This window comes from Stutzerimonas stutzeri, from assembly GCF_000219605.1.
Taxonomy (GTDB): domain Bacteria; phylum Pseudomonadota; class Gammaproteobacteria; order Pseudomonadales; family Pseudomonadaceae; genus Stutzerimonas; species Stutzerimonas stutzeri.
This window is the reverse complement of sequence record NC_015740.1, coordinates 1,520,517-1,545,154: the sequence shown is the minus strand read 5'-3', so window position 1 is coordinate 1,545,154 and position 24,638 is coordinate 1,520,517. Positions and strand designations below refer to the sequence as shown.

The window sequence follows — 24,638 nt, the reverse complement described above, 5'->3', positions numbered from 1 at the left end:
TCATGGACCAGCTGCGCGACGCCTACCGCAACAATCGACTGATCCTCTTCGTTGGCTCCGGGGTGTCGGCCAACATCGGCCTGCCACCTTGGAAAGAGCTGATCGACGAGATCGCCGTGCAGCTCGACTATGACCCGGAGGTCTTCAACACCTACGGCAATTTCCTCGCCCTGGCTGAATACTACCGGATCAAGAAAGGCAGCATCGGCCCACTACGCAGCTGGATGGACCGCGAGTGGCACCGCAACATCGAGATCCGCGACTCCGAGATCCACCGGCTCATCGTTCATGGCCGTTTTCCGGCGATCTACACCACCAACTACGACCGCTGGCTGGAATATGCCCATGATGCCTACGCGGTGGACTACATCAAAATCGCCAATGCCAGCGACCTCACCAAGGCGCGTGATGGCGTCCGGCAGATCGTCAAGTTTCATGGCGATTTCGATGACGACGCCTCGATCGTGCTCGACGAGACCAGCTATTACCAGCGGCTGCAATTCGAGACGCCACTGGATATCAAATTGCGCGCCGACACGTTGAGCAAGGCCGTCCTGTTTATCGGCTACAGCCTGTCGGACACCAATATCCGATTGCTTTTCCACAAGCTGTCGAAGATATGGAATGAACACGAAACACTGGGCGTTCGCCCTATTTCATATGTGTTCTCGCACAAGCCGAATCCGGTTCAAGAGGAGGTGTTGCGCCAATGGGGGATTCGCATGATTGCATCCGAGGATGATGAACCTGGCATTGCACTCAGGAATTTCCTGCAGCAACTGGTGGAAGCCTGATAGAAAAATACGCGGCAGATAGAGGAAAAAAGTTGCGCGACGCCAACGAGGCGCCGCGCATGCTTCGATCAGTAATTGAAGCCAATACCGATGCTGTAGAGGAATACGCCGTCATCATATCGGTCCTGCGCATCACTGCCGCTCTTGAACAGGAATTGATATTCCGCCATTGCAGTAATGAACGTCTTGTCCTGAACGCTACCGCCAAGTGCTATTAAAATGACACAACTCAAAAACGGGGCGTTATATATGTAACGAAACGCCCCGCTATTTAACCTGCCATGTCCGGCCGCTCGGCCTGAAGTTCGGGTGCCTCTTCTTCATGCTGATCATCGAAATAACGGCTGAAGGCGAGATACATCCAGACCGGCATCAAGACCAGGCCGATCACCACACATATCCAGGCCAACATCGGGCTGCCGTCGGGTTGCGGGAAGAGCAGGCGACCTACACCGATCAACAGCGTGTACACCGACAGGGCCGTTACCGCCACGGCGAACAACCGGGCACCCAGCGCCTTGAGCGATTCACGGCGGGTAACGCCACAACGCGACGCGGTCCGCCCCCAGAACCCGAACGGGCGCACCTTGCGGTAGAAGCGATCCAGCGTCTGCGTATCGGTCGCAGGGGTGACGAAGCTCACCAGAATTGCCGCGCTGCAAGTCACCAATGACATGATGCCCAGGCGTATCCACTCGCGCTCAGGGTCAGTCCCAAGGAAATACAGCAGCAGCGGCGCCGTGATCAGCGACACCACCATGGCCGTCAGTTCGGAATACAGGTTGATCCGCTCCCACAACCAGCGCAGCACCAGCACCGACCCCATGCCGGCCCCGAACAGCAGCGAGATGAACCAGGCGGTCTGGATCGAGCCCAGATTGGCCATGATGACCATGGCGATCAGCAGAATCAGCACGTTGGACAGTCGCGCCACCAGTACCAGCTCCTTGTCCTTCGGCTTGCGCTTGAGCAGCTTCGGCGCCACCACACCACCGTAGACGTCGTTGCTCCAGTACGAGGCGCCCCAGTTCAGATGCGTATCCACCGTCGAGGCCAGGGCTGCCAGCAGCCCTACCAACATCAGGCCGCGGAAGCCCGGCGGCAGCAGCTCGTCGATGCCGGTGACGAACAGCGCCTCGCGGGCGGCCGTAAAGCCGTCACCATTCATTTCCTCGGGGCTGAACGGATAGAGCACCAGCAGGCCAATGGCGATCGCCAGCCAGAACAGGCTGCGCAGGAATATCTGCAGCCAGGTGAACACCAAACCGGCGATACGTGCTTCGCGATCGGTCGGACAGGCCATGCTGCGCTGCGCCAGGTAGCCGGTGCCGTCCGAGTTCATCTGAAACAGCCACTGCAGCCCGACGATCACCAGGAATGGCATCAGCGCCTCACCCGCGTTACTGGGCGGCGAGAATGAAAGCATCTTGGCCGCCTGCTCGCTGCCGTAGATCTCGACGATCCGGTCGGTCAGCCCCCCGAGTCCACCTGCCGCATCGACCACGAACCAGGCATAAACCAGCGTGCCCAGCATGGCCACACTGAACTGCATGACGTCGGTCTGGACGACCGCGCGCAAACCGCCGGTGATGGAGTACATGGCGGTGAAGACCAGAATCAGCACGATCGAAATGAGGTTGTTGGTGCTGGTCGTCAGTTGATCGAGCCCGGTGATGCTGTCGCCCAGGCGTATCCCGCTGGCTTCGACCACGCCCTTGATCATTTCGTACAGCCCGCCCGGCAACCAGTCGTGCCAGGGTAGGAACACCTCGGCGATCCGGATCGCCGCGACCAGCACCATCGCCAGGACGACACAGTTGATCACCGTGCCGTAATAGATCGCCTTGAACAGCCGCAGCGGCACGACGGCGAGGCCGCTGTAACGCACCCGGGTGAGTTCGGCATCGGTAAGCACGCCGGCGCGCCGCCAGCCAGACGCGAATACCCACGCGAGCAGGAGAAAGGCCAGGCCGTAGATCCACAACCGCCATAACGCAAAAACCCCGGCAGTGGCGACGAGTCCACTGACCAGCAGCGGCGTGTCGGCCGCAAATTGGGTGGCGGACATAGATACGCCGGCCCGCCAACCCTTGATGGTTCGTCCGGCAAGGAAGTATTCGTGCAGACTTTGAGAGGCTTTGCTGCGCGCTCGCATCCCCGCAGACAGCCCGTAGAAGACGAAGGCGAGCACAATCAGTAGGTCCAACATGTTGTTATTCCTGTCGTTGGAGGTGCTAAGGGTGAGAACACCTCGACGACGGAAAAGATGCAGCGAACGGACAAACGGCACACACCGGCGAAGAAAGTTTGGCGCCGGCGGCCCAGACGCTAGACTAGCGGCCCCCGTAGACAGCCCGGATGGCCATGCCTGCTCTCGACTTTTCGCCGCTTCCACATGCCCTTCAGCCGCTGCTGGTGAGGTTCTATCGAGCCCACAACAGCCGCAATCGGGTGCGCTCCGAAGCAGTCTGCTGGGTCGCCAGGCGGGGCGGCATCCTGGCGGGTCTATGCCTGACGCCCGTCGCCCACGGGCATTTCCTGACCGGGCTGCTGGTAACCCCGCCGGAACGCAATCGCGGAATCGGTGCACGACTGGTGCGCGAGGCACTGGCCGCCAGCGCGGGGCCGGTCTGGCTGTTCTGCAAGCCCGAGCTGTTGCCTTTCTATACGCGTCTGGGCTTTGGTGTCGCGGACCAGCTACCGGATACGCTAGCCGAGCGTCTCGCCCGCTATCGACGCACCAAGACGCTGATTGCGCTACTCAATGACCGAAGGATAGAGCCTATGCCCGTCGCGACCCTGACAATCGCCATTGCCTGCCTGTTCGATGAACAAGGCCGGGTGCTGGTGGTACGCAAACGAGGGACCCGCTTTTTCATGCTGCCCGGTGGCAAGGCGGAAAGAGGCGAGCGTCCGCTGGACACGTTGAGGCGCGAGCTGCACGAAGAGCTCGACCTACAACTCGCAGAAGCCGATTTCCAGCCGCTCGGGCACTTCCAGGCGCCGGCCGCCAACGAGCCGGGCCATCAGGTCGAGGCAGACGTGTTCATGGCGCGGCTGCCTCGTGCCGTCACCGTGCAGGCCGAACTGGAAGAACTGGGATGGTTGGCGCTGGCGCCATGCGAGCGCGAGGACATCGCGCCGCTGCTACGCAGGCACATCATGCCCGCGCTGCTGGCCCGCGCGGCGCAAGCCGAGAGCCAATCCGCGACGCGGGCCAGGTAGGAAATCAGGGCGAGATCGGATCGCTGGCCGGAAAGGTTTCCTCGATCGCCTCATCGAGCTGATCCTCGTCCGCTTCATCCGGCCGACGAACCACGTCGTCCCGCTCTTTGGTTGGCTGATCGTTGTGCTGTTCGCCGTTCATAGGTTCCTCCGCTGATGGGCTGTTCACCTTAGGCCGTGCCACGGCCACTGGGTTCAGCTGGAGTTTCCGGCGGGCAAAAAAAGGGGCGGGGTTGACCCCGCCCGCCTCCTTCCCTGTTCCCTGTATCCCTTCTCATCGTCCTGGATGACATCGCGTCCTGCGATGGTCCTGACCCTCGTCCTGAGGGCCGCGCTAATCCCTGAGCGCGGGAGCGATATTAATGGAAGCCTTTTGCGCAGCAAGCTGCGACACACTCGCGCAGGGCCGCGGACGACACACGACCAACAAAAACAAACTCATCCAAATCAATGAGTTAAAAAACTTTCAACAGCGGAATCGTCGTTTGTCAACACGCACTCTTGGGCTTTGCTTACAGAGCGTGTAAGCAAATGCTTACACGCGAATGAGAGATCCAGGAAATCGGCCCAAGAATGGATTAACCCTATGGAGTGATGCCATTCGGGGACGGATGCCGGATAAGAGCGGCGGGATCAAAGGAGGCACAGCGTAACGCCGGAGCCCGGAAACCAGGCCCCGGAGTACCGTTGGTGTCACTGGAACAGCGCGTCGCTCGACAAGCCGTTTCGCTCCAGTATTTCGCGCAGACGCCGCAGCGCTTCGACCTGAATCTGGCGCACCCGCTCACGGGTCAGGCCGATTTCCTGGCCCACCTCCTCGAGTGTCGAAGCTTCGTGGCCCCGCAGGCCGAAGCGGCGGATAACCACTTCGCGCTGCTTTTCCGAAAGGTCTGACAGCCACTGGTCGATGCTGTTGGACAGATCATCATCCAGCAACAGCTCGCATGGATCAGTGGGCCGGTCGTCCGTCAGCGTGTCGAGCAGGGTCTTGTCGGTATCCGGGCCAAGCGAGACATCCACCGAGGTGACCCGCTCATTCAGGCCCAGCATGCGCTTGACTTCGCCGACCGGCTTCTCGAGCAGGTTGGCGATTTCCTCAGGGCTGGGTTCGTGATCGAGCTTCTGGGTCAGCTCGCGAGCCGCCCGCAGATAGACATTCAGCTCCTTCACCACATGGATCGGCAGGCGAATCGTGCGGGTCTGGTTCATGATGGCCCGCTCGATGGTTTGCCGGATCCACCAGGTCGCATAGGTAGAGAAGCGGAAACCACGTTCCGGGTCGAACTTCTCCACTGCGCGAATCAGCCCCAGGTTGCCCTCCTCGACCAGATCCAGCAGGGACAGGCCGCGGTTGACATAGCGCCTGGCGATTTTCACCACCAGTCGCAGGTTGCTTTCGATCATGCGCTTGCGCCCCGCCGGATCGCCTTTCTGCGCAAGGCGCGCGAAGTGCACTTCCTCTTCGGGGGTCAGGAGGGGGGAGAAACCGATTTCGTTGAGGTACAACTGGGTTGCATCCAGGGCCCGGTTGTAGTCGATGAACTTGTGCTGTCTGGTGCTGGATGCGGCCTTGGGTCTGCCTGCAGAGGCAGCCTTGGTCACTTTGTCTTTCTGGTCGAAGTGGATGGGCGTTTCCATGAGCAGAACCGCATCGTCGACGTCAAACTCCAGCGCTTGGTCTTTAAGTGCCATTATTCTTGTCCTGTTCCGAGTTCGACAACAGGCCCAAGCGACGCGGGTCCCTGGCTACGCTCAAGCCTAACCTAGTGCTGGAACAGGCAGGCGACAGGTCAACGTCTTGGCAGATATTGCAGCGGGTCTACGGGTTTACCCTGGCGACGAATTTCGAAATGCAGCTTCACCCGGTCGGTTCCCGTCGATCCCATCTCGGCAATACTTTGCCCAGCCTTGACTTGTTGGCCCTCCCGCACCAGCAGCCTGCGGTTGTGTCCGTAGGCGCTTACATAGGTATCGCTGTGCTTGATGATCACAAGTTCGCCGTAACCCCGTAATCCACTGCCGGCGTACACAACAGTCCCATCAGAAGCAGCCAGAACAGGCTGTCCTAATTCCCCAGCGATATCAATTCCTTTATTCAAACTACCGTTTGAGGAAAAACGACCGATGATCGTGCCGTTCGCCGGCCATGCCCAACCGCTTGCCGAGCGGGCAACCGGCGTAACCGGCGTGCTTGCCGGCGGAGCGGCAGGTGGCGGGCTGGCGGGTGTGGTAATGGCAGGTTGACGCGGCACCGGCGTGGCTACTACCACCGGGCTGGTTGGCGCAGGTGCTGGGGCTGGCTGAGGTGCCGGTCGCGGCGCGGCGGAGGCGACACGCGAAGCACCGCCGTCGAAGCGGATCTTCTGTCCGGGGTAGATGACGTGCGGCGGCTGAATGCCGTTCACCCGCGCCAGCTCGCGCCAGTCCCAGCCGAAACGGAACGCGATGGACCAGAGCGTATCGCCGCGCCGCACGATGTACTGGCCGCTGGTGACCTTGTCACGCTGGTTGCGGTCGACGACCTGTACGCCGCCACCCTGAGGCGATGACGCACAACCGACCAGCGTTCCGGCTATCACCAGAACGCCGAGCATCGAACGGACCATGGGGTCGCGCATCCACCGCGGTACTGCTGTGAGCCTCAATGCCCGCTCCCTTTCATAGACAAGTGCGTCAGACGCCTTCGGTCATCGGCTGACGCCGGCCGGCAAACCACTCAAGCCCCAGGACCAGCACGATACCGGCCACCGCCAGCAGCACCGACAGCAGCAGCTGCGGGTCCTGGCCGGTCAGATCGCCATAGGCGCCGGGCAGCAGGTTCTGCTGCAGGACCGGAACGTTCTCGCCACTGGAATTGGTGCGCCAGGTCAGCGTTTCCTTCCACGGCCAGACCTTGTTCAGCGAGCCGAGCATCAAACCGGTGAGAAACGCCAGGGTCAGGTCCCGCCAGCGCTTGAGCAGCCAGCTGAGGAACTTGGCGAAGCTGAGCAAGCCTACCAGACACCCGGCGGCGAAGATCGCCATCACGCCAAGATCGAAACTCTTCACCGCCCCCAGAACCACCGGGTACAAGCCCAGCAGCACCAAGATGAAACTGCCGGAGATGCCCGGCAGGATCATCGCGCAGATGGCGATGGCGCCGGCGAAGAACAGGCTCAGGCTACTGCTGCCCCATTGCACCGGCGCAGCCACGGTGATCCAGTAGGCGAAACCGATGCCCAGGCAGAAGCTCACCAGGCGCGACAGGTTGCGGCGCTGGATTTCCTTGCCCACCAGATGGACCGAAACCAGGATCAGCCCGAAGAAGAAGGACCAGACGGGAATCGGATGCGCTTCCAGAAGATAGGTGATCAGCCTGGCGAGGCTTAGGATGCTGGTCAGAATGCCGGCGAACAGCACCAGCAGGAAGCTTGCATTGGCGGTTTTCCAGGCCTCGGCGAAGCGCCCCCGCAGCAATGGGCCTACCGCGTAGGGCACTGCGCTGATGGAGCGCAGCAGCTCATCGTAGATACCGGTGATGAACGCCACGGTACCGCCGGAGACACCGGGCACCACATCCGCAGCACCCATCGCCATGCCTTTGGCGTACAACAAAAAAGCGTTTTTCATGCTTCCTTCCGCTGAATGATCAAATCACGGGTCCATTGAGCAGCGGCACGAAACGTACGGTATCCAGAAGATGGCGGGAAAAGCCGTTTTCCTCTCGAATGATCAGCATGAGTTGCTGGACCTCGCCGGCCCCCACCGGAATCACCAGGCGCCCACCGGGCGCCAGCTGATCGAGCAAGGCCTGCGGCACATCGGCTGCCGCCGCGGTGACGATGATGCCGTTGTAAGGCGCCAGTGCAGGCCAGCCCTCCCAACCATCGCCCCAGCGAAAGACCACATTGCGCAGCTTGAGTTCGACCAGGCGCTCCTTGGCACGATCCTGCAGCGCCTGGATGCGCTCGACCGAGAACACCCGCTCGACCAGCTGCGCCAGCACGGCGGTCTGATAGCCCGAGCCGGTCCCGATCTCCAGCACCTTGTCCAGCGGGCCGTCAGCCAGCAACAGTTCGCTCATGCGCGCAACCATGAACGGCTGCGAAATGGTCTGGTTGTGGCCGATGGGCAGCGCCGTGTCCTCGTAGGCGCGATGCGCCAGTGCCTCGTCGACGAACAGATGACGAGGGGTACGGCGGATCACTTCGAGCACATGGGCGTTGGACAGGCCTTCTTCGTAGAGTCGCTGAATCAAGCGGTCACGTGTGCGTTGCGAGGTCATACCCGAGCCGTGGAGCAGGCTGTCTTGTCCGCGATGTCTCACAGCACGCTCTCCAGCCAGCTCTCGAGGCCGTCGAAGGCCTCGCGGAAGGTTCGATCCAGCTGCAACGGGGTGATCGACACGTAGCCCTGCATCACCGCATGGAAATCGGTTCCCGGGCCGCCATCCTCGACGTCGCCCGCCACGGAGATCCAGTAGCCCTCCTTGCCGCGCGGATTGGCCTGCTTGACCGGCGGCTTGGCCCGACTGCGATGGCCCAGGCGGGTCAGCTGGATGCCACGGATATGATCCAGCGGCAGATTGGGCACATTGACGCTGAGCACCGTGCGCGGCGGCAGCTCGAGCCGATCGTGCTTCTCCACCAGCGCACGCGCGATGTACGCCGCTGTAGAAAGATTGTCGGGCAGGCGCGACAACAACGAGAAGGCAAACGCCGGCCGCCCGGTGAAACGCCCCTCGATGGCCGCAGCGACGGTGCCAGAATAGAGCACGTCATCCCCGAGATTGGCACCGAGATTGATGCCGGACACCACCATGTCAGGGGTATGTTCGAGCAGGCCATTGAGGCCGAGATGAACGCAATCGGTAGGCGAGCCGTTCAGGCCGATAAAGCCGTTGGGCATGCTTACGGGGTGAAGCGGGCGGTCCAGGGTCAGCGCGCTGCTGGCGCCGCTCATGTCCTGGATCGGGGCTACCACCGTGCACTCGGCATAATCCGCCAGCGCGTCATAAAGCGCGGCGAGCCCGGGTGCATACACCCCGTCGTCGTTGGCGATCAGAATACGCATCAGATGTCCGTCTGCCCTGCCAGGCTGACCAGCTCACGCACCATGGCGGTGGCGAAGCATCCGGTCGGCAGGACGAATTCCAGTTGCAGAATGTCAGGCCCGGGATAATGCCACGACAAACCGCCAATGGGGAGGCGAAGAATGCGCCGTTCGTGCTTCATCCCCGCCTGCGCCAACCAATTGGCGATCGGTTCTTCACTTGCAGCCACTGCATCTTCGAGCGCCTGGATCTCGGCGCCCGCCGGCGAGCCCCCTTCACCCCAAAGCGGGCCAGTGGGATGCAGGTCGAGGATCGCCAGGCGCGGATCGCTGCACTCCGCCTCTGCGGCGGGAAAGAAACTGCGGCTGTCGGTGAACGCCAGCAGGTCCCCTACCCGCGCCTCGGCCCAGCTGCCATCGGCGACACGCTGGGCCAGCACGCGATTGAACAGGTAGCTGCGCCCCGCCGAAAGCAGACGCGAACGCAGGTTACGCTGAACCGGCAGCTCGGCCTTGGCGGCGAAATCACGGGCGCCAAGGAGGTTGCCACCTTCATAGCCGAAACGTTGCAGACCGAAGTAGTTCGGCACGCCCTGCGCCCTGATCCGCTCCAGCCGCGCATCGAGCTGCGCGTGATCGGCATGCAGATCGGTCAGGCGCAGGCGAAAGCCATTGGCCGAATGTGCGCCGCGCTGCAGCTTGCGCTGATGGCGAACGCGCTGGAGCAGCCGCAGGCTGTCATCTTCGGCGGCAGACAGATCGGGGTCGGCCTTGCCCGGCAAATGCAGGCTGAACCACTGCCGGGTCAGCGCCTGACGATCCTTCAGGCCCGCATAGCTGATCAGCTTCAGTGGGACGCCGGCAGCACGGGCGATGCGCTTGGCGGCCTCCTCGGTGTTGAGGTTGCGCTTTTCCACCCAGAGCCAGAGGTGCTCACCCTCCCCCGACAGGGGGATGTCCAGCACCTCGTCGACCTGGAAGTCCTCGGCGACCGCCTTGAGCACAGCGCTGCCACAAGGCTCGCCGTGGGCACGCGGGCCGAGCAGCTGATCCTCGGTCATGGGCGAACCAGCAGGGCGACCGCGTGCACGGCGATCCCTTCCTCGCGCCCGGTAAAGCCGAGCTTCTCCGTGGTGGTGGCCTTGACGTTGACCTGATCCAGCTCCACTTGCAGATCTGCGGCGATCAACGCGCGCATGCGCTCGATATGCGGCGCCATCTTCGGTGCCTGGGCGACGATGGTGGCATCGACATTGCCGACCACATACCCCTTGGCCTGCACCTGCGCCAGAACATGGCGCAGCAGTGCGCGGCTGTCGGCGCCCTTGAACTGCGGGTCAGTGTCCGGGAAATGCTTGCCGATATCTCCCAGCGCCGCGGCACCGAGCAGCGCGTCGCTCAGGGCATGCAACAGCACGTCACCGTCGGAATGGGCGAGCAGCCCGAACCTGTGTGGAATCCGCACGCCGCCAAGCGTGATGTGGTCGCCTTCGCCGAAGCGGTGCACGTCGTAACCGTGGCCGATACGCATAGATCAAACACCCTGGAATAACTCGAGGCGGCGATTCTACAGGAGCCGGATGACCCCGGGCGGATCGTCACGGTCCGCTCGATCATCGACCTCGACGATATGCACCATCAGCCGAATCGATCTTGTATCGTCAGTTGGCGATATATAGTTCGTCTCAATCCGATACAGGCAGCCGAAACTCATGCCGGACGACTTCGACGACATCATCAAGGCCCTCGCCCACCCGCTGCGCCGCGACATTCTGCGTTGGCTCAAGGAGCCGCAGCGCTATTTCGCCGCGCAGCACCATTCGCTGGAGAACGGCGTGTGCGCCGGCCAGATCGACCAGCGCGCCGGCCTGTCGCAGTCCACCGTTTCGGCTCACCTGGCGACCCTGCAGAAGGCCGGGCTGGTCACCTGCCAGAAAATCGGCCAGTGGCACTTCTTCAAGCGCAACGACGCAGTCATCCAGACCTTCATCGAGCGCATCGGCCAGGAACTCTGAGCCTTTTCTCGCACCACCACACAGGAGCGGTATCGCTATGCCCACGCTTTTCGACCCGATCAAGATCGGCGACCTGGAACTGAACAACCGCATCATCATGGCGCCGCTGACCCGCTGCCGCGCCGAGCCTGGCCGCGTGCCCGGCGATCTGATCGCCGAGTACTATGCCCAGCGCGCCGACGCCGGCCTGATCATCAGCGAGGCCACCTCGGTCACGCCGATGGGTGTGGGCTATCCGGACACTCCTGGCATCTGGTCGGCCGAGCAGGTCCAGGGCTGGAAGAAGGTCACCGACGCCGTGCATGCCAAAGGTGGCAAGATCGTCCTGCAGCTCTGGCATGTCGGCCGTATTTCCGATCCGCTCTACCTCGACGGCCAATTGCCGGTCGCCCCCAGTGCCCTCAAACCCGCGGGCCATGTCAGCCTGGTCCGTCCGAAGAAGGATTACGAGACCCCGCGCGCCCTGGAGATCGACGAAATCCCCGGCATCATCGAGGCCTACCGCAAGGGGGCGGAGAATGCCAAGGAAGCCGGTTTCGACGGTGTCGAGATCCATGGCGCCAATGGCTACCTGCTCGATCAGTTCCTGCAGGACAGCACCAACAAGCGCACCGACGCCTACGGTGGCTCACTGGAAAACCGTGCACGACTGCTGCTGGAAGTGACCGATGCCGCCGTCTCCGTATGGGGCGCCGGGCGCGTCGGAGTGCATCTGGCGCCGCGTGCCGACTCCCATGACATGGGCGACTCCAACCGTGCCGAGACCTTCGGCTACGTCGCCCGTGAACTGGGCAAGCGCGGCATTGCCTTCATCTGCACCCGCGAGAAGGCCGGTGAAGACAGCCTCGGCCCACAGCTCAAGCAGCTCTTCGGTGGCGTCTACATCGCCAACGAACGCTTCACCAAGGAGCAAGGCAACGCCTGGCTGGCGGAAGGCAAGGCCGATGCGGTGGCCTTCGGCATTCCGTACATCGCCAATCCGGATCTGGTCGAGCGCCTGCGTCAGGATGCACCGCTGAACGAGCCCAAGCCCGAGCTGTTCTATGCCCAGGGCCCGGACGGCTACACCGATTATCCGTCGCTCTAAGCTCCTGGCGATGGAAAGGCCCGAGCGGCATATCCGCTCGGGCCTTTTTTGTGGCTGACGTTTCTGGCAGTCGGCGCGAGCGCCGTTGCCCACCCTACGCCGTCAACGCGTCGGCATGATGGCGCAGGTGATCATCGATAAAGCTGGCAATGAAGTAGTAGCTGTGGTCGTAGCCCGGCTGGATGCGCAGCGTCAGCGGGTGCCCGACAGCGTCCGCAGCGGCACGCAGCGCTTGCGGCTTGAGCTGGCCGTCCATGAAGTCATCGCGGTCGCCCTGGTCCACCAGCAGCGGTAGCCGCTCGCTGGCTTCGGCGAGCAGCGCGCAGGCATCCCACTCCCGCCAGCGCGAACGGTCCGCGCCCAGATAGCGGCTGAACGCCTTTTCTCCCCAGGGACAGTTGATCGGGTTGCTGATGGGCGCAAAGGCCGATACCGAGCGATAGCGGCCAGGATTTTTCAGCGCGCAGATGAGCGCCCCGTGTCCGCCCATGGAGTGCCCGCTGATGCCGCGGCGGTCGGAGACCGGGAAGTTGGCCTCGACCAGTGCCGGCAGTTCCTCGACGACGTAGTCGTACATCCGGTAGTGCTGGGCCCAGGGCTCTTGCGTCGCATTGAGATAAAAGCCCGCGCCCAGGCCGAAATCCCAGGCGCCGTCGGCGTCATCCGGCACGCCTGGGCCACGCGGGCTGGTGTCCGGCGCGACGATGATCAGACCGAGCTCGGCCGCCATGCGTAGCGCTCCGGCCTTCTGCATGAAATTTTCGTCGGTGCAGGTCAAGCCGGACAGCCAGTACAGCACCGGCAGTTTGTCACCCTGCTCGGCCTGCGGCGGCAGGAACACGGCAAATACCATGTCGCAGTTCAGGGCGTTGGAGCGGTGGCGGTAGCGCTTGTGCCAGCCACCGAAGCTCTTGTTGCTGGAAACGATTTCAAGGGTCATGAACGGGCCTCGCGCAGGTGGAAACCGCACGGGCCTCCACGGTCGAGGTGGACAAGCCGCCGAACGACGGCATTGCCCACCCAGGGATCAGAAGTGGATGACGGTACGGATGCTCTTGCCTTCATGCATCAGGTCGAACGCTTCGTTGATCTGCTCCAGCGGCAGGTTGTGGGTGATGAAGGTGTCCAGCGGAATCTCGCCGCTCTGCGCCTTCTCCACATAGCTCGGCAGCTCGGTACGACCCTTCACACCGCCGAATGCCGAACCGCGCCAGACGCGCCCGGTGACCAGCTGAAACGGACGCGTGCTGATTTCCTGGCCCGCGCCGGCGACACCGATGATGGTCGACTCGCCCCAACCCTTGTGACAGCACTCCAGCGCTGCGCGCATCAGCTGCACATTGCCAACGCATTCAAAGGAATAGTCGACACCGCCATCGGTCATCTCGACGATTACCTCTTGAATCGGCTTGTCGTGATCCTTCGGATTGACGAAATCGGTGGCGCCCAGCTCTTCGGCAATAGCGAACTTGCCCGGGTTGATGTCGATGGCAATGATCCGGCTGGCCTTGGCCATCTTCGCACCGATGATCGCCGCCAGGCCGATGCCACCCAGGCCGAAGATCGCCACGGTAGCGCCTTCCTCCACCTTGGCGGTGTTCAGTACGGCACCGATCCCGGTGGTCACGCCGCAGCCCAGCAGGCAGACCTTTTCCAGCGGCGCCTCCTTGGGAATCTTGGCTACCGAGACTTCCGGCAGCACGGTGTACTCGGAGAAGGTCGAGCAGCCCATGTAGTGGTAGATCGGCTCGCCGTTGTAGCTGAAGCGCGTGGTGCCATCGGGCATCAGGCCCTTGCCCTGGGTGGCGCGCACGGAGCTGCACAGGTTGGTCTTGCCGGACTTGCAGAACTTGCACTCGCGGCATTCGGCGGTATAGAGCGGGATCACGTGATCGCCGACCGCCACCGAGGTGACGCCCTCGCCAACGGCCTCGACGATCCCACCGCCCTCGTGGCCAAGAATGCAGGGAAAGACACCTTCCGAATCCTCCCCCGAAAGCGTGTAGGCGTCGGTATGACAGACACCGGTGGCCACGATACGGATCAGGACCTCGCCGGCCTTGGGCGGAGCGACATCCACTTCGACGATCTGCAGGGGCTGGTTGGGGCCGAAGGCAACGGCCGCGCGCGACTTGATGGTCATGAACATCACTCGACTGTGTGGAAAAGCATAGAGTGTAATTCACGCTCATTCAGGGATTGATGGATGATTCTGGAAAACATTGTTGCCGTACAGGGATAATCCGGCGAATGCTGAATCTTGTGCGTCGATAAACCTGCCTCAAGGAGGTGAGCATGAACCGCTGGGAAGGGCTCGACGAATTCGTCGCGGTTGTGGAATGCGGCAGTTTCATGCGCGCCGCCGAACGTCTGCGGGTGTCGTCCTCCCATGTCAGCCGCCAGATCGCCCGTCTGGAAGAGCGCCTGCAGGCCCGCCTGCTCTACCGCACCACTCGCCGCGTGTCGCTGACCGAAGCCGGTCATACTTTTTTCGCGCGCTGCCAGCGCTTGATCGAAGAGCGCGACGATGCCTTCCTCGCCATCAGCGACCTGCACAGTGCCCCCACCGGACTGCTGCGCATGACCGCCGCGGTGGCCTACGGCGAGCGCTTCATCGTGCCGCTGGTGAATGAATTCATGGCGCGGCATCCACAGCTGCGCGTCGACATCGAACTGTCCAACCGCACACTCGATCTGGTGCAGGAAGGCTATGACCTGGCGATCCGTCTCGGCAAACTCGGCGAGTCCCGCCTGGTGGCCACGCGGATCGCGCCGCGAGCCATGTACCTGTGCGCCGCACCGGGCTATCTGGAGCGCTACGGTCGGCCGCATACGCTCTCAGAACTGGCACGGCACAACTGCCTGATCGGCACCAGCGACGTCTGGTCGTTCCAGTCCGACGGGCGCGAGCAGCACTTCAAGCCCAGCGGCAACTGGCGCTGCAATAGCGGCCAGGCGGTGCTGGATGCCGCATTACGTGGCTTCGGCCTGTGCCAGTTGCCGGACTACTACGTGCTCGAACCGCTGCGCCGGGGTGAGCTGGTCTCGCTGCTCGAGGCCAACCAGCCTCCGGACACCGCCGTGTGGGCGGTGTATCCGCAGCGGCGCTACCCGCTGCCCAAGGTCAGGTTGCTCGTCGAGGCGCTCAAGGTCGGTCTCGCCGCGCGCCCGGAGTACCGCGGCGGGCAAAGCTGAACAAAGGTTGAACCGCGCGTCTGAGGTCCGCGCCGAGGCGGAACCCGTCTTAATCCGCCACGTCGTACCTTCTGTAGCCGCAGCTCGTCGTGCGGCGCCGCAAATCAGGAGGAAACCATGCAGGTTCTGGTGAACAGCAACCACAGCATCAGCGTTACCGCCGATCTCGAAGAGCGAATCAAGGCGACGGTGGAGACCGAGCTGGACCGCTTCGACGATCATCTGACCCGCGTCGAAGTCCATCTCAACGACGAGAACAGCAACAAGAGCGGACCGCATGACAAACGCTGCCAGATGGAGGCGCGCGTCAAGGGCCACGACCCGATTTCCGCCACGCACAAGGCCGAAACCCTGGACCTCGCCATCAACGGCGCCGCGGAGAAACTGAACCACGCGCTCAGTCACGCCCTGGACAAGCTCAACCGCCACTGACCTGGCCCATCGTTGGCCATTGAGTGGCCATCGACATCTCTGCGAGGGACCGAACCACAGCAACTGGAGGCCACGCATGAACCGACTGCTCGATCGTGAAACCCTTACCCAACTGCTGAAACGCCGGGACGGGCCCTGCCTCTCCCTGTACCAGCCGACTCATCGCAGCTTTCCGGAACGCCAGCAGGACCCGATCCGCTTCAAGCAACTGGTCAAGCAACTGGAAGAATCCCTCAAGCAGCAGGGCCATGCCGAACAGGCACGCAGCCTGCTCGAGCCGTTCCATGCACTGATCGACAACAACGACTTCTGGAACCACAACCTCGATGGCCTCGCAGCCTTCGCTGCCAAGGACTATTTCCAGGTCTATCGCCTGCAACGTAGCGTGCCCGAAATGGCCGTGGCCAATGCGCGCATGCACCTCAAGCCGCTGGTTCGCATCGCCCAGTCAGCTGATCGCTTCCAGATCCTCTGCCTCTCGCGTGACTCGGTGCGCCTGTTCGAGGGAAACCGCGACGCGCTCGATGAGGTGCACCTGCACGAAGCGGTGCCCAAGACACTCGCGGACGCGTTGGGCGGCGATCTCACCGAAAAGGGCCAGAGCGGTTTTCCCCAGGGCTACAGCCGTGCCAGTGAACGTGGCGACCCGATGCAGGTGGAAGCAGGCGGCAGCGGCAAGCAGGCGGAGATCGATCGCGACCGCGACCGCTATTTCCGTGAGGTGGACCGGGCCATCATCGAGCACCACTCGAGAGCCTCGGGACTGCCGTTGATTCTCGCCGCGCTGCCGGAGCAGCAACCCCACTTCCGTCGCATCAGCCATAACGAGAACCTGCTGCCTGAAGGCATCGAGATCGGCCAGAGCACGCTGAGCCTCCAGGAATTGCGCGAGAAGAGCTGGATGGTGATGCAGCCGCGCTACCTCAAGCGCCTGGAAGGTCTGCTCGACCAGTTCGGCGCGTCCCATGGCCAAGGCCTGGCGTCGGATCAGCTCGAGGACATCGGCCAGGCCACGCGTCAGGGCCGCGTCGCGACGCTTCTGGTGGAAGCCGAGCGGCAGATACCGGGGCACGTCGACCGTAACGATGGCACGGCCACAGCTGCCAACGAGGATGAGGTCAACACGCCGGACCTGCTCGACGAACTGACGATCTGGACGCTGGAGCAAGGTGGCGATGTGGTCGTGGTGCCGACCGAGCGCATGCCAACCGGCACGGGTGCCGCGGCGATCTATCGTTTCTGACGAGGATGGCGGGCAGACTTGCCCGCCATCACTGACGACCGGTATTCCAGCACTGCGCGAGCCAGCGCAGATCTTCGGGGCGGGTTACCTTGAGGTTATCCGCTCTCCCCTCCACCAGCTTCGGCGAATACCCCGCCCACTCGATGGCGGACGCCTCATCGGTAACCGGCACGCCATCGCCAAGCGCCGCGCCCAGCGCGTCGCGCAGCATTCCGAGGCGGAACATCTGCGGTGTGAAAGCTTGCCAGATAACGCTGCGATCCACGGTTTCCGCGACGCGTCCGTCCGCGTCCGCACGCTTGAGCGTATCCCGCGCAGGTACTGCGAGCAGCCCACCGACCGGGTCCGCCGCCAGCTCGTGCAAGAGCTTGTCCAAGTCCTCCCGGGCGAGGTTAGGCCGAGCGGCGTCGTGCACCAGCACCCAGTCCTGGTCAGCAGCGCCCATCAGGCCGAGACGCTGCAGGCCGCTGAGCACGGAATCGCACCGCTCACGACCACCAGGCGCGCGCTGGATGCGTGGGTCACTGGCGCAGGGGAGACCCGGCCAGTACGGATCGTCGGCCGCGACACAGACCACCAATCCGGCGAGTGTCGGATGGTCGAGGAAACAATCGAGGGTGTGTTCGATGATGCAGCGCCCGGCTACCTGCAGGTACTGCTTGGGGCGATCGGCGCGCATCCGGCTGCCAACGCCGGCTGCCGGAATCACCACCCAGAATGCAGGCTGGCTCATTCGATAAGCTGGTAGAGGGTTTCACCCTCTTTGACCATGCCGAGCTCCTGACGGGCGCGCTCCTCAACGGTCTCCATGCCCTGCTTGAGCTCCAGCACTTCGGCTTCCAGGATTCGATTGCGCTCCAGCAACCGCTCGTTTTCACCCTGCTGATCGGCGATCTGCTTGTTCAGGCTGTTGACCTGCGCCAAGCTGCCCTCGCCTACCCAAAGACGGTACTGCAGCCCGCCAAGAAGCAGCAGCAGGACGACGAACAACCAGTAGGGGCGACGCATAGCAGGCATGAAACGACTTCGGCTGTGATTCGGGTATCGGAACGCCATCGGCGTGGCCGGCGCAACGCCGGTGCAACAATGATTGCGCCGGCACGACGCCGATTGAAACAAAAAAGGGCGACTCGCGCCGCCCTTTTTTAATGCCGCAGGATCAGCCGCGGAATTCGGCGCGCCCCTTGTATGGCGCCTTGCCTGCCAGCTGCTCTTCGATACGCAGCAGCTGGTTGTACTTCGACACGCGGTCGGAGCGGCACAGCGAACCGGTCTTGATCTGACCAGCGGCAGTGCCTACGGCCAGGTCAGCGATGGTGCTGTCTTCGGTCTCACCGGAACGGTGCGAGATCACCGCGGTATAGCCGGCCGCCTTGGCCATCTGGATGGCCTCCAGGGTTTCGGTCAGCGAGCCGATCTGGTTGAACTTGATCAGGATCGAATTGCCGATGCCCTTCTCGATGCCTTCCTTGAGGATCTTGGTATTGGTCACGAACAGATCGTCACCGACCAGCTGGACCTTTTCGCCGATCTTGTCGGTCAGCGCCTTCCAGCCAGCCCAATCGGCTTCGTCCATGCCGTCTTCGATGGAGATGATCGGGTAGCGCTGGGTCAGGCCCGCCAGGTAATCGGCGAAGCCCTCGGCGTCGAACACCTTGCCCTCACCGGCCAGGTCGTACTTGCCGTCCTTGTAGAACTCGCTGGAAGCGCAGTCCAGCGCCAGGGTAACGTCGGTGCCCAGCTTGTAGCCTGCCTTCTCGACCGCCTCGGCGATGGCACCCAGCGCATCCTCGTTGGAAGCGAGGTTCGGCGCGAAGCCACCTTCGTCGCCCACGGCAGTGTTCAGGCCACGCCCCTTCAGCACGGCTTTCAGGTGATGGAAGATCTCGGCGCCCATGCGCAGCGCGTCGGCGAACGTCTTGGCGCCAACCGGCTGAACCATGAATTCCTGGATGTCGACGTTGTTGTCCGCGTGCTCGCCGCCATTGATGATGTTCATCATCGGCACCGGCATCGAGTACTGGCCGGGAGTGCCGTTGAGGTCGGCGATGTGCGCGTAGAGCGGCACACCCTTGGCCTGGGCAGCTGCCTTGGCGGCAGCCAGGGACACGGCGAGGATGGCGTTGGCGCCCAGCTTGGCCTTGTTCTCGGTACCGTCGAGCTCGATCATCGCCTGATCCAGAGCCTTCTGATCGGCCGGATCCTTGCCCAGCAGCAGATCGCGAATCGGCCCGTTGACGTTGCCCACGGCCTTCAGCACGCCCTTGCCCAGGTAACGGCTCTTGTCGCCATCGCGCAGTTCCAGAGCCTCGCGGGAGCCGGTGGATGCACCGGACGGCGCGCAGGCGCTGCCGATGATGCCGTTATCGAGGATCACATCGGCTTCCACGGTGGGGTTGCCGCGGGAGTCGAGAACTTCACGCCCCTTGATGTCGACGATCTTTGCCATTGTTGTTAACACTCCATAGATAGCTGCAAGGCTTTCAAGCAGTTTCGATTGGCGGGAAATTCTTGACCAGATCATCCAGCTGCTTGAGCTGGGTGAGGAAAGCTTCGAGCTTGTTCAAGCGCAGCGCGCACGGGCCGTCGCACTTGGCATTGTCAGGATCCGGGTGCGCTTCCAGGAACAGCCCGGCCAGCCCCTGGGACAGGCCGGCCTTGGCCAGATCGGTGACCTGGGCACGACGACCACCGGCCGAGTCGGCGCGACCGCCGGGCATCTGCAGGGCATGGGTGACGTCAAAGAACACCGGATACTCGAACTGCTTCATGATGCCGAAGCCGAGCATGTCGACGACCAGGTTGTTGTAACCGAAGGACGAGCCACGTTCGCAAAGAATCAGCTGGTCGTTGCCGGCCTCCTCGCACTTCTTGAGGATGTGCTTCATCTCCTGCGGTGCGAGGAACTGTGCTTTCTTGATGTTGATCACCGCACCGGTCTTGGCCATCGCCACCACCAGGTCGGTCTGCCGCGAGAGGAAGGCCGGCAGCTGGATGATGTCGCAGACATCGGCCACCGGCTGCGCCTGCCACGGCTCATGTACGTCGGTGATGACCGGCACGCCGAAGGTCTTCTTCACTTCCTCGAAGATCTTCATCCCCTCTTCCAGACCCGGGCCGCGGAACGAAGTGATCGAGGAGCGGTTGGCCTTGTCGAAGCTCGCCTTGAAAACGTAGGGAATGCCGAGCTTCTCGGTCACCCGCACGTACTCTTCGCAGGCCTGCATGGCCAGGTCACGGGACTCTAGGACATTGATGCCACCGAACAGCACGAACGGCTTGTCGTTGGCGATCTCGATGTTGCCTACGCGGATGGTCTTCTGACTCATGCCTTTTTCGCCTTGTATTCCAGCGCTGCGTTGACGAAACCGCTGAACAGCGGGTGACCATCGCGCGGCGTGGACGTGAATTCAGGGTGGAACTGGCAGGCGACGAACCACGGATGATCCGGAGCCTCGACCACTTCCACCAGCGCACCGTCTCCGGAGCGCCCGGTAATCTTCAGTCCGGCTGCCTGCAGTTGCGGCAGCAGGTTGTTGTTCACTTCGTAGCGATGACGGTGGCGCTCGACGATGCGCTCCTTGCCGTAGCATTCGAATACCTTCGAGCCCGGTTCCAGGCCGCATTCCTGAGCGCCAAGACGCATGGTACCGCCCAGATCCGAGTTATCACTGCGGGTTTCCACGGCGCCACTGGCGTCTTCCCACTCGGTGATCAAGCCGACAACCGGATGGCTGCTGTCCTTGTCGAACTCAGTGGAGTTCGCGTCGGACCAGCCCAGCACATCACGGGCGAACTCGATGACCGCGACCTGCATACCCAGGCAGATGCCCAGATACGGGATCTTGTTCTCGCGGGCGTAGCGCACCGTAGCGATCTTGCCCTCGACGCCGCGCAGGCCGAAACCGCCTGGCACGAGGATGGCATCGACACCTTCGAGCAGACCGGTGCCCTGGTTCTCGATATCCTCGGAGTCGATGTAACGCAGGTTCACCTTGGTCCGGCTCTGGATGCCAGCGTGGCTCATCGCCTCGATCAGAGATTTGTAGGCGTCCAGAAGTTCCATGTACTTGCCGACCATGGCGATGTTGACTTCCTTCTCTGGATGCAGCTTGGCATCGACGACACGATCCCATTCGGAGAGATCGGCGCCACGGCATTCGAGACCGAAACGTTCGACGACATAGTCATCGAGGCCCTGGGCATGCAGGATGCCCGGAATCTTGTAGATGGTATCGGCGTCCGGCAGGCTGATCACCGCACGCTCTTCGACGTTGGTGAATAGCGCGATCTTTCGCCGCGAAGACACGTCGATGGCGCGATCGGAGCGGCAGACCAGCACGTCCGGCTGCAAGCCGATGGAGCGCAGCTCCTTCACCGAATGCTGGGTTGGCTTGGTCTTGGTTTCGCCGGCGGTGGCGATGTAAGGCACCAGCGTCAGGTGCATCAGCATGGCGCGCTTGGCGCCGACTTCCACGCGCAACTGGCGGATGGCCTCGAGGAAAGGTTGCGACTCGATGTCGCCCACCGTACCGCCGACCTCCACCAGGGCCACGTCGGCGTCGCCGGCACCCTTGATGATGCGACGCTTGATCTCGTCGGTGATGTGCGGGATGACCTGGATGGTTGCGCCCAGGTAGTCGCCCCGGCGCTCACGGCGCAGCACGTCTTCGTAGACGCGACCGGTGGTGAAGTTGTTGTTCTGGGTCATGCGGGTGCGGATGAACCGCTCGTAGTGCCCCAGATCGAGGTCGGTCTCGGCGCCGTCATGGGTGACGAACACCTCACCGTGCTGGAACGGGCTCATGGTGCCCGGATCGACGTTGATGTAAGGGTCCAGTTTGAGCATCGTGACCTTCAGGCCCCGCGCCTCCAGGATGGCCGCCAATGAAGCCGAGGCGATGCCTTTCCCCAATGAAGAAACAACACCACCCGTGACGAAGATGTAGCGCGTCATGAAAAACCCTAGAAGTCTGCGTTAAGCGGCCGGCGCCGCCGGGGGAAAGCGAAGGTGCCATTGCGCGGATCGGCAATAGCGCAACTGCCACGGATTCGAAGAAACCGCAGAAGCTGTATTGAGACGGGAGCGTAGTCTACCGGAAAGGCCCTATCAGCTCAAACCACTTAGCAGCCCGGCGCGCACCAATTCAGGGCGCACCGGCCAGCGCTCAGTTGCGGCAGATTGGCCACGGCGACCAACTCGCCATTGCAATACAGCAGCGGCAGGCGCTTTCGGGCGAACGCAGGCACCGCGGCTTCATTCAGCAGGCGCTTGAGATCGCGCCGGCCGCGACCGGACACAGCCATGACTTCACCGCCGCTTCGATAGCGAATCTGCAGCCTGCCAATGGGCGGCGCCCCCTCTAGCCGAAGCGAGCCATTGCCGGGAAGCTGCAGCTCGACGGACGGGTCGGGCCAGTCAACCGGCCCACTAACAGAGGCAAGCCAGCCGTCCGGCAGCCACCAGACGCGCTCGCCACTGCGCTGGAGCTCGCCACCTGCCAGCCGCCAGCGAGGCGTGGCATCTGGCTTGGCGTCACGCAGACACTCCCAGCCGGCCCAGTGATTCTCATCCGGCGCCAAGGTCAGCCCTGCCAGCCAATGGCGCAGCGCATTACGCTGCCGCGCCGATGTCAGCTCGCGCAGCGGCGCTAGCGCGAGGCTCGGCAGGTTCAACCATCGGCAATCGCTGCCAGCCTGCGCCGCGGCGAGATCCTGCTGCGCAAGCTCGTCGAGCAAGTGCTGCGCCTCGGCCATAAGCGCGGCGGTACGCGCCAGGTTGGACGCCGCCCGAGGCCAGCGCTGCTGTAGCAAAGGCAAGACCTGCCGACGCAGAAAGTTGCGTGAATACTCCAGCTGCTGATTGCTGGGATCCTCGACCCAGGCGAGACCGTTGGCACGCGCATAATCCTCCAACTCGGCCCGGGAGACCTCCAGCAACGGCCGAACCAGGCTGCCGCGCCCCATCGATCGCACATCCGGCATCGCCGCCAGCCCGCGCACACCGGCGCCGCGCAACAGGCGGAACAGCAGCGTCTCGGCCTGGTCATCGCGGTGCTGCCCGGTCAGCAGCAGCTCACCCTCCCCTACACAGGCGCTGAACGCCTGGTAGCGGGCATCGCGCGCAGCCCGCTCCAGACTGGCACCGGGAACCACCCGCACACGCACGATTTCCAGCGTGACGCCGAGTTGGTCGCAGACTCGCTGACAGTGTGCCGGCCAGTCATCACCAGCGGCTTGCAGGCCATGATGCACATGGATCGCACGAATCACCGGCAGCGCCTGACGCTCAGACAGCCGCGTCAACGCATGCAGCAAAACGGTGGAGTCGAGACCGCCGGAGAACGCCACCCACCACGCCGATGAGCCGCGCCACGGAGCAAGACGGGAAAGGAGAAGGGAATCGAGGGACATGCGGGCGCTTCGAAATCGAGAATGCCGGCAAGCATAAGGCTCAGGAGCGAAAGCCGCGAGCGAAGGCCCGACAGCGAATCCTGGCGTGCCTCGCTCAGAGAGGCGAAGCACGCACAGGGATGACTCAGGCGATACCGTAGCTCATCAGACGCTCATAGCGACGCGCCAGCAGCGCATCGGTGTCCAGCGACTTGAGCATGTGCAACTGGCTGTTGAGCTGCTCGCGCATGGCCGCAGCCATGACGGCCGGATTGCGATGCGCGCCGCCCAGCGGCTCGGGGATCACCTTGTCGACGATGCCCAGATCCTTCAGGCGCTCGGCGGTAACACCCATGGCCTCGGCGGCTTCCGGCGCCTTCTCGGCGGTACGCCAGAGAATCGAGGCGCAACCTTCCGGCGAGATCACCGCGTAGGTGGAATACTGCAGCATGTTCAGCTGGTCGCAGACGCCGATCGCCAGCGCACCGCCAGAACCGCCCTCGCCAATCACGGTGGCGATGATCGGCGTCTTCAGTCGCGCCATCACGCGCAGGTTCCAGGCGATGGCCTCGCTCTGGTTGCGCTCTTCGGCATCGATCCCCGGGTAGGCGCCCGGCGTATCGATGAAGGTCAGGATCGGCATCTTGAAGCGCTCGGCCATCTCCATCAGGCGGCAGGCCTTGCGGTAGCCCTCGGGACGCGGCATGCCGAAGTTGCGACGCACTTTCTCACGTACCTCACGGCCCTTCTGATGGCCGATGACCATCACCGGCTGGCCGTCCAGACGCGCGGTACCGCCAACGATGGCCGCGTCATCGGAGAAATGGCGATCACCGTGCAGTTCTTCGAACTCGGTGAACAGGTGATTGATGTAGTCAAGGGTATAGGGCCGCTGCGGGTGGCGGGCCAGACGGGCGATCTGCCAGCTGGTCAGATTGCCGAAGATGCTTTCGGTGAGCGACTCGCTCTTGTCCTGCAGGCGGGCAATCTCATCGCCGATGTTCAGCGAGTTGTCGTTACCAACCAGGCGCAATTCTTCGATCTTGGCTTGCAGGTCGGCGATCGGCTGTTCGAAATCCAGGAAGTTCGGGTTCATAGGCATCCGTCATGCGTCGACGGCCAGGCGGCCGGGAGGCTGTTCCGTTTTTTGCGCCTTACCTTACGGGAGCGGCGCATTCAGGTCGAACAAAAATTGTTCTGAAACCATGACCCGGTCACTGCCG

General features: G+C 62.9%; 26 protein-coding genes. 8 read left to right on the top strand and 18 right to left on the bottom strand.

Annotated features, from left to right (window positions below; genetic code table 11):
* Positions 1-2 precede the first annotated feature (2 nt).
* Positions 3-794 carry an SIR2 family protein gene (locus PSTAB_RS07390; protein ID WP_011912740.1) on the top strand — a complete coding sequence of 264 codons (792 nt, stop codon included), beginning with the start codon at positions 3-5 and terminating at the stop codon, positions 792-794.
* A gap of 32 nt (positions 795-826) precedes the next feature.
* Positions 827-1,012 carry a hypothetical protein gene (locus PSTAB_RS21730; RefSeq protein WP_013982361.1) on the top strand — a complete coding sequence of 62 codons (186 nt, stop codon included), beginning with the start codon at positions 827-829 and terminating at the stop codon, positions 1,010-1,012.
* A gap of 53 nt (positions 1,013-1,065) precedes the next feature.
* Here PSTAB_RS21730 and PSTAB_RS07385 read toward each other — a convergent pair whose 3' ends face one another.
* Positions 1,066-3,003 carry a sodium:solute symporter family protein gene (locus tag PSTAB_RS07385; protein WP_041771687.1) on the bottom strand — a complete coding sequence of 646 codons (1,938 nt, stop codon included), beginning with the start codon at positions 3,001-3,003 and terminating at the stop codon, positions 1,066-1,068.
* A 155-nt stretch (positions 3,004-3,158) separates the two neighbouring features.
* Here PSTAB_RS07385 and PSTAB_RS07380 point away from each other — a divergent pair, with 155 nt between their 5' ends.
* Positions 3,159-4,019: a GNAT family N-acetyltransferase gene (locus tag PSTAB_RS07380; protein WP_013982359.1), complete on the top strand. Its 861-nt coding sequence runs from the start codon at positions 3,159-3,161 to the stop codon at positions 4,017-4,019.
* A 4-nt stretch (positions 4,020-4,023) separates the two neighbouring features.
* On the opposite strand, the gene PSTAB_RS21765 is transcribed toward PSTAB_RS07380, so the two are convergent.
* The 8 genes from PSTAB_RS21765 to ispF form a co-directional block, all read right to left on the bottom strand.
* Positions 4,024-4,161: a hypothetical protein gene (locus PSTAB_RS21765; protein ID WP_013982358.1), complete on the bottom strand. Its 138-nt coding sequence runs from the start codon at positions 4,159-4,161 to the stop codon at positions 4,024-4,026.
* Between the two features lie 551 nt (positions 4,162-4,712).
* Positions 4,713-5,711 (bottom strand): RNA polymerase sigma factor RpoS, encoded by a 999-nt coding sequence (rpoS, locus tag PSTAB_RS07375; RefSeq protein ID WP_013982357.1) that lies wholly within the window; start codon positions 5,709-5,711, stop codon positions 4,713-4,715.
* Positions 5,712-5,809: 98 nt separating this feature from the next.
* Entirely contained in the window at positions 5,810-6,625 is an 816-nt protein-coding gene (locus PSTAB_RS21130) for a peptidoglycan DD-metalloendopeptidase family protein (protein WP_013982356.1), read from the bottom strand.
* 67 nt (positions 6,626-6,692) lie between these two features.
* Positions 6,693-7,628: a polyprenyl-phosphate transporter gene (locus PSTAB_RS07365; protein ID WP_013982355.1), complete on the bottom strand. Its 936-nt coding sequence runs from the start codon at positions 7,626-7,628 to the stop codon at positions 6,693-6,695.
* Between the two features lie 19 nt (positions 7,629-7,647).
* Positions 7,648-8,283, bottom strand: a complete 636-nt coding sequence (locus PSTAB_RS07360) for a protein-L-isoaspartate(D-aspartate) O-methyltransferase (RefSeq protein ID WP_014596311.1) — start codon at positions 8,281-8,283, stop codon at positions 7,648-7,650.
* A 38-nt stretch (positions 8,284-8,321) separates the two neighbouring features.
* Positions 8,322-9,071: a 5'/3'-nucleotidase SurE gene (surE, locus tag PSTAB_RS07355; protein WP_013982353.1), complete on the bottom strand. Its 750-nt coding sequence runs from the start codon at positions 9,069-9,071 to the stop codon at positions 8,322-8,324.
* The gene (gene truD, locus PSTAB_RS07350) at positions 9,071-10,111 is read right to left on the bottom strand and encodes a tRNA pseudouridine(13) synthase TruD (protein ID WP_013982352.1); all 1,041 of its coding nucleotides are present in this window, start codon (positions 10,109-10,111) and stop codon (positions 9,071-9,073) included. Before truD ends, surE begins: the two co-directional genes overlap by 1 nt.
* On the bottom strand, positions 10,108-10,581 hold the full coding sequence (gene ispF / locus PSTAB_RS07345; RefSeq protein ID WP_011912729.1) for a 2-C-methyl-D-erythritol 2,4-cyclodiphosphate synthase: 474 nt from the start codon (positions 10,579-10,581) through the stop codon (positions 10,108-10,110). The genes truD and ispF overlap by 4 nt, the downstream gene beginning before the upstream one ends.
* Before the next feature lie 181 nt (positions 10,582-10,762).
* Here ispF and PSTAB_RS07340 point away from each other — a divergent pair, with 181 nt between their 5' ends.
* Positions 10,763-11,065: an ArsR/SmtB family transcription factor gene (locus tag PSTAB_RS07340; RefSeq protein ID WP_013982350.1), complete on the top strand. Its 303-nt coding sequence runs from the start codon at positions 10,763-10,765 to the stop codon at positions 11,063-11,065.
* A 37-nt stretch (positions 11,066-11,102) separates the two neighbouring features.
* Complete coding sequence (locus PSTAB_RS07335; protein ID WP_013982349.1) at positions 11,103-12,152, top strand: alkene reductase; 1,050 nt, start codon at positions 11,103-11,105, stop codon at positions 12,150-12,152.
* Between the two features lie 94 nt (positions 12,153-12,246).
* On the opposite strand, the gene fghA is transcribed toward PSTAB_RS07335, so the two are convergent.
* The gene (gene fghA / locus PSTAB_RS07330; RefSeq protein ID WP_013982348.1) at positions 12,247-13,092 is read right to left on the bottom strand and encodes an S-formylglutathione hydrolase; all 846 of its coding nucleotides are present in this window, start codon (positions 13,090-13,092) and stop codon (positions 12,247-12,249) included.
* A gap of 87 nt (positions 13,093-13,179) precedes the next feature.
* Complete coding sequence (locus tag PSTAB_RS07325) at positions 13,180-14,295, bottom strand: S-(hydroxymethyl)glutathione dehydrogenase/class III alcohol dehydrogenase (protein WP_041771927.1); 1,116 nt, start codon at positions 14,293-14,295, stop codon at positions 13,180-13,182.
* A gap of 152 nt (positions 14,296-14,447) precedes the next feature.
* On the opposite strand from PSTAB_RS07325, the gene PSTAB_RS07320 reads away from it, so the two are divergent.
* From PSTAB_RS07320 to PSTAB_RS07310, 3 genes are all read left to right on the top strand, one after another.
* The gene (locus tag PSTAB_RS07320; RefSeq protein ID WP_013982346.1) at positions 14,448-15,347 is read left to right on the top strand and encodes a LysR substrate-binding domain-containing protein; all 900 of its coding nucleotides are present in this window, start codon (positions 14,448-14,450) and stop codon (positions 15,345-15,347) included.
* 117 nt (positions 15,348-15,464) lie between these two features.
* Positions 15,465-15,779, top strand: a complete 315-nt coding sequence (locus tag PSTAB_RS07315) for an HPF/RaiA family ribosome-associated protein (RefSeq protein ID WP_011912724.1) — start codon at positions 15,465-15,467, stop codon at positions 15,777-15,779.
* Positions 15,780-15,855: 76 nt separating this feature from the next.
* The gene (locus tag PSTAB_RS07310) at positions 15,856-17,022 is read left to right on the top strand and encodes a baeRF3 domain-containing protein (RefSeq protein ID WP_013982345.1); all 1,167 of its coding nucleotides are present in this window, start codon (positions 15,856-15,858) and stop codon (positions 17,020-17,022) included.
* A gap of 28 nt (positions 17,023-17,050) precedes the next feature.
* Here the strand turns inward: PSTAB_RS07310 and ispD are convergent, their stop codons facing one another.
* The 7 genes from ispD to PSTAB_RS07275 form a co-directional block, all read right to left on the bottom strand.
* A complete protein-coding gene (gene ispD / locus PSTAB_RS07305; protein ID WP_013982344.1) occupies positions 17,051-17,755 on the bottom strand; it encodes a 2-C-methyl-D-erythritol 4-phosphate cytidylyltransferase in 705 nt (234 codons plus the stop codon).
* Positions 17,752-18,030: a cell division protein FtsB gene (ftsB, locus tag PSTAB_RS07300; RefSeq protein ID WP_013982343.1), complete on the bottom strand. Its 279-nt coding sequence runs from the start codon at positions 18,028-18,030 to the stop codon at positions 17,752-17,754. Before ftsB ends, ispD begins: the two co-directional genes overlap by 4 nt.
* A 151-nt stretch (positions 18,031-18,181) precedes the next feature.
* The gene (gene eno / locus PSTAB_RS07295) at positions 18,182-19,471 is read right to left on the bottom strand and encodes a phosphopyruvate hydratase (RefSeq protein WP_013982342.1); all 1,290 of its coding nucleotides are present in this window, start codon (positions 19,469-19,471) and stop codon (positions 18,182-18,184) included.
* Between the two features lie 34 nt (positions 19,472-19,505).
* Positions 19,506-20,351 (bottom strand): 3-deoxy-8-phosphooctulonate synthase, encoded by an 846-nt coding sequence (kdsA, locus tag PSTAB_RS07290; RefSeq protein WP_013982341.1) that lies wholly within the window; start codon positions 20,349-20,351, stop codon positions 19,506-19,508.
* Positions 20,348-21,979, bottom strand: a complete 1,632-nt coding sequence (locus tag PSTAB_RS07285; RefSeq protein WP_013982340.1) for a CTP synthase — start codon at positions 21,977-21,979, stop codon at positions 20,348-20,350. The genes kdsA and PSTAB_RS07285 overlap by 4 nt, the downstream gene beginning before the upstream one ends.
* A gap of 167 nt (positions 21,980-22,146) precedes the next feature.
* The gene (tilS, locus tag PSTAB_RS07280; protein ID WP_169313163.1) at positions 22,147-23,436 is read right to left on the bottom strand and encodes a tRNA lysidine(34) synthetase TilS; all 1,290 of its coding nucleotides are present in this window, start codon (positions 23,434-23,436) and stop codon (positions 22,147-22,149) included.
* A 124-nt stretch (positions 23,437-23,560) separates the two neighbouring features.
* Positions 23,561-24,511: an acetyl-CoA carboxylase carboxyltransferase subunit alpha gene (locus PSTAB_RS07275; RefSeq protein WP_013982338.1), complete on the bottom strand. Its 951-nt coding sequence runs from the start codon at positions 24,509-24,511 to the stop codon at positions 23,561-23,563.
* Positions 24,512-24,638 lie beyond the last annotated feature (127 nt).

Coding starts and splice junctions, on each gene's coding strand:
- PSTAB_RS07360 (WP_014596311.1), bottom strand. CDS start 8,283: ATGACCTCGCAACGCACACGTGACCGCTTGATTCAGCGACTCTACGAA.
- PSTAB_RS07380 (WP_013982359.1), top strand. CDS start 3,159: ATGCCTGCTCTCGACTTTTCGCCGCTTCCACATGCCCTTCAGCCGCTG.
- PSTAB_RS07310 (WP_013982345.1), top strand. CDS start 15,856: ATGAACCGACTGCTCGATCGTGAAACCCTTACCCAACTGCTGAAACGC.
- truD (WP_013982352.1), bottom strand. CDS start 10,111: ATGACCGAGGATCAGCTGCTCGGCCCGCGTGCCCACGGCGAGCCTTGT.
- PSTAB_RS07320 (WP_013982346.1), top strand. CDS start 14,448: ATGAACCGCTGGGAAGGGCTCGACGAATTCGTCGCGGTTGTGGAATGC.
- PSTAB_RS21765 (WP_013982358.1), bottom strand. CDS start 4,161: ATGAACGGCGAACAGCACAACGATCAGCCAACCAAAGAGCGGGACGAC.
- PSTAB_RS07340 (WP_013982350.1), top strand. CDS start 10,763: ATGCCGGACGACTTCGACGACATCATCAAGGCCCTCGCCCACCCGCTG.
- PSTAB_RS07390 (WP_011912740.1), top strand. CDS start 3: ATGGACCAGCTGCGCGACGCCTACCGCAACAATCGACTGATCCTCTTC.
- rpoS (WP_013982357.1), bottom strand. CDS start 5,711: ATGGCACTTAAAGACCAAGCGCTGGAGTTTGACGTCGACGATGCGGTT.
- ftsB (WP_013982343.1), bottom strand. CDS start 18,030: ATGCGTCGCCCCTACTGGTTGTTCGTCGTCCTGCTGCTGCTTCTTGGC.
- kdsA (WP_013982341.1), bottom strand. CDS start 20,351: ATGAGTCAGAAGACCATCCGCGTAGGCAACATCGAGATCGCCAACGAC.
- tilS (WP_169313163.1), bottom strand. CDS start 23,436: ATGTCCCTCGATTCCCTTCTCCTTTCCCGTCTTGCTCCGTGGCGCGGC.
- PSTAB_RS07325 (WP_041771927.1), bottom strand. CDS start 14,295: ATGACCATCAAGTCGCGCGCGGCCGTTGCCTTCGGCCCCAACCAGCCC.
- PSTAB_RS07335 (WP_013982349.1), top strand. CDS start 11,103: ATGCCCACGCTTTTCGACCCGATCAAGATCGGCGACCTGGAACTGAAC.
- PSTAB_RS07365 (WP_013982355.1), bottom strand. CDS start 7,628: ATGAAAAACGCTTTTTTGTTGTACGCCAAAGGCATGGCGATGGGTGCT.
- PSTAB_RS21130 (WP_013982356.1), bottom strand. CDS start 6,625: ATGGTCCGTTCGATGCTCGGCGTTCTGGTGATAGCCGGAACGCTGGTC.
- ispF (WP_011912729.1), bottom strand. CDS start 10,581: ATGCGTATCGGCCACGGTTACGACGTGCACCGCTTCGGCGAAGGCGAC.
- eno (WP_013982342.1), bottom strand. CDS start 19,471: ATGGCAAAGATCGTCGACATCAAGGGGCGTGAAGTTCTCGACTCCCGC.
- surE (WP_013982353.1), bottom strand. CDS start 9,071: ATGCGTATTCTGATCGCCAACGACGACGGGGTGTATGCACCCGGGCTC.
- PSTAB_RS07275 (WP_013982338.1), bottom strand. CDS start 24,511: ATGAACCCGAACTTCCTGGATTTCGAACAGCCGATCGCCGACCTGCAA.
- ispD (WP_013982344.1), bottom strand. CDS start 17,755: ATGAGCCAGCCTGCATTCTGGGTGGTGATTCCGGCAGCCGGCGTTGGC.
- PSTAB_RS07315 (WP_011912724.1), top strand. CDS start 15,465: ATGCAGGTTCTGGTGAACAGCAACCACAGCATCAGCGTTACCGCCGAT.
- PSTAB_RS07385 (WP_041771687.1), bottom strand. CDS start 3,003: ATGTTGGACCTACTGATTGTGCTCGCCTTCGTCTTCTACGGGCTGTCT.
- PSTAB_RS07285 (WP_013982340.1), bottom strand. CDS start 21,979: ATGACGCGCTACATCTTCGTCACGGGTGGTGTTGTTTCTTCATTGGGG.
- fghA (WP_013982348.1), bottom strand. CDS start 13,092: ATGACCCTTGAAATCGTTTCCAGCAACAAGAGCTTCGGTGGCTGGCAC.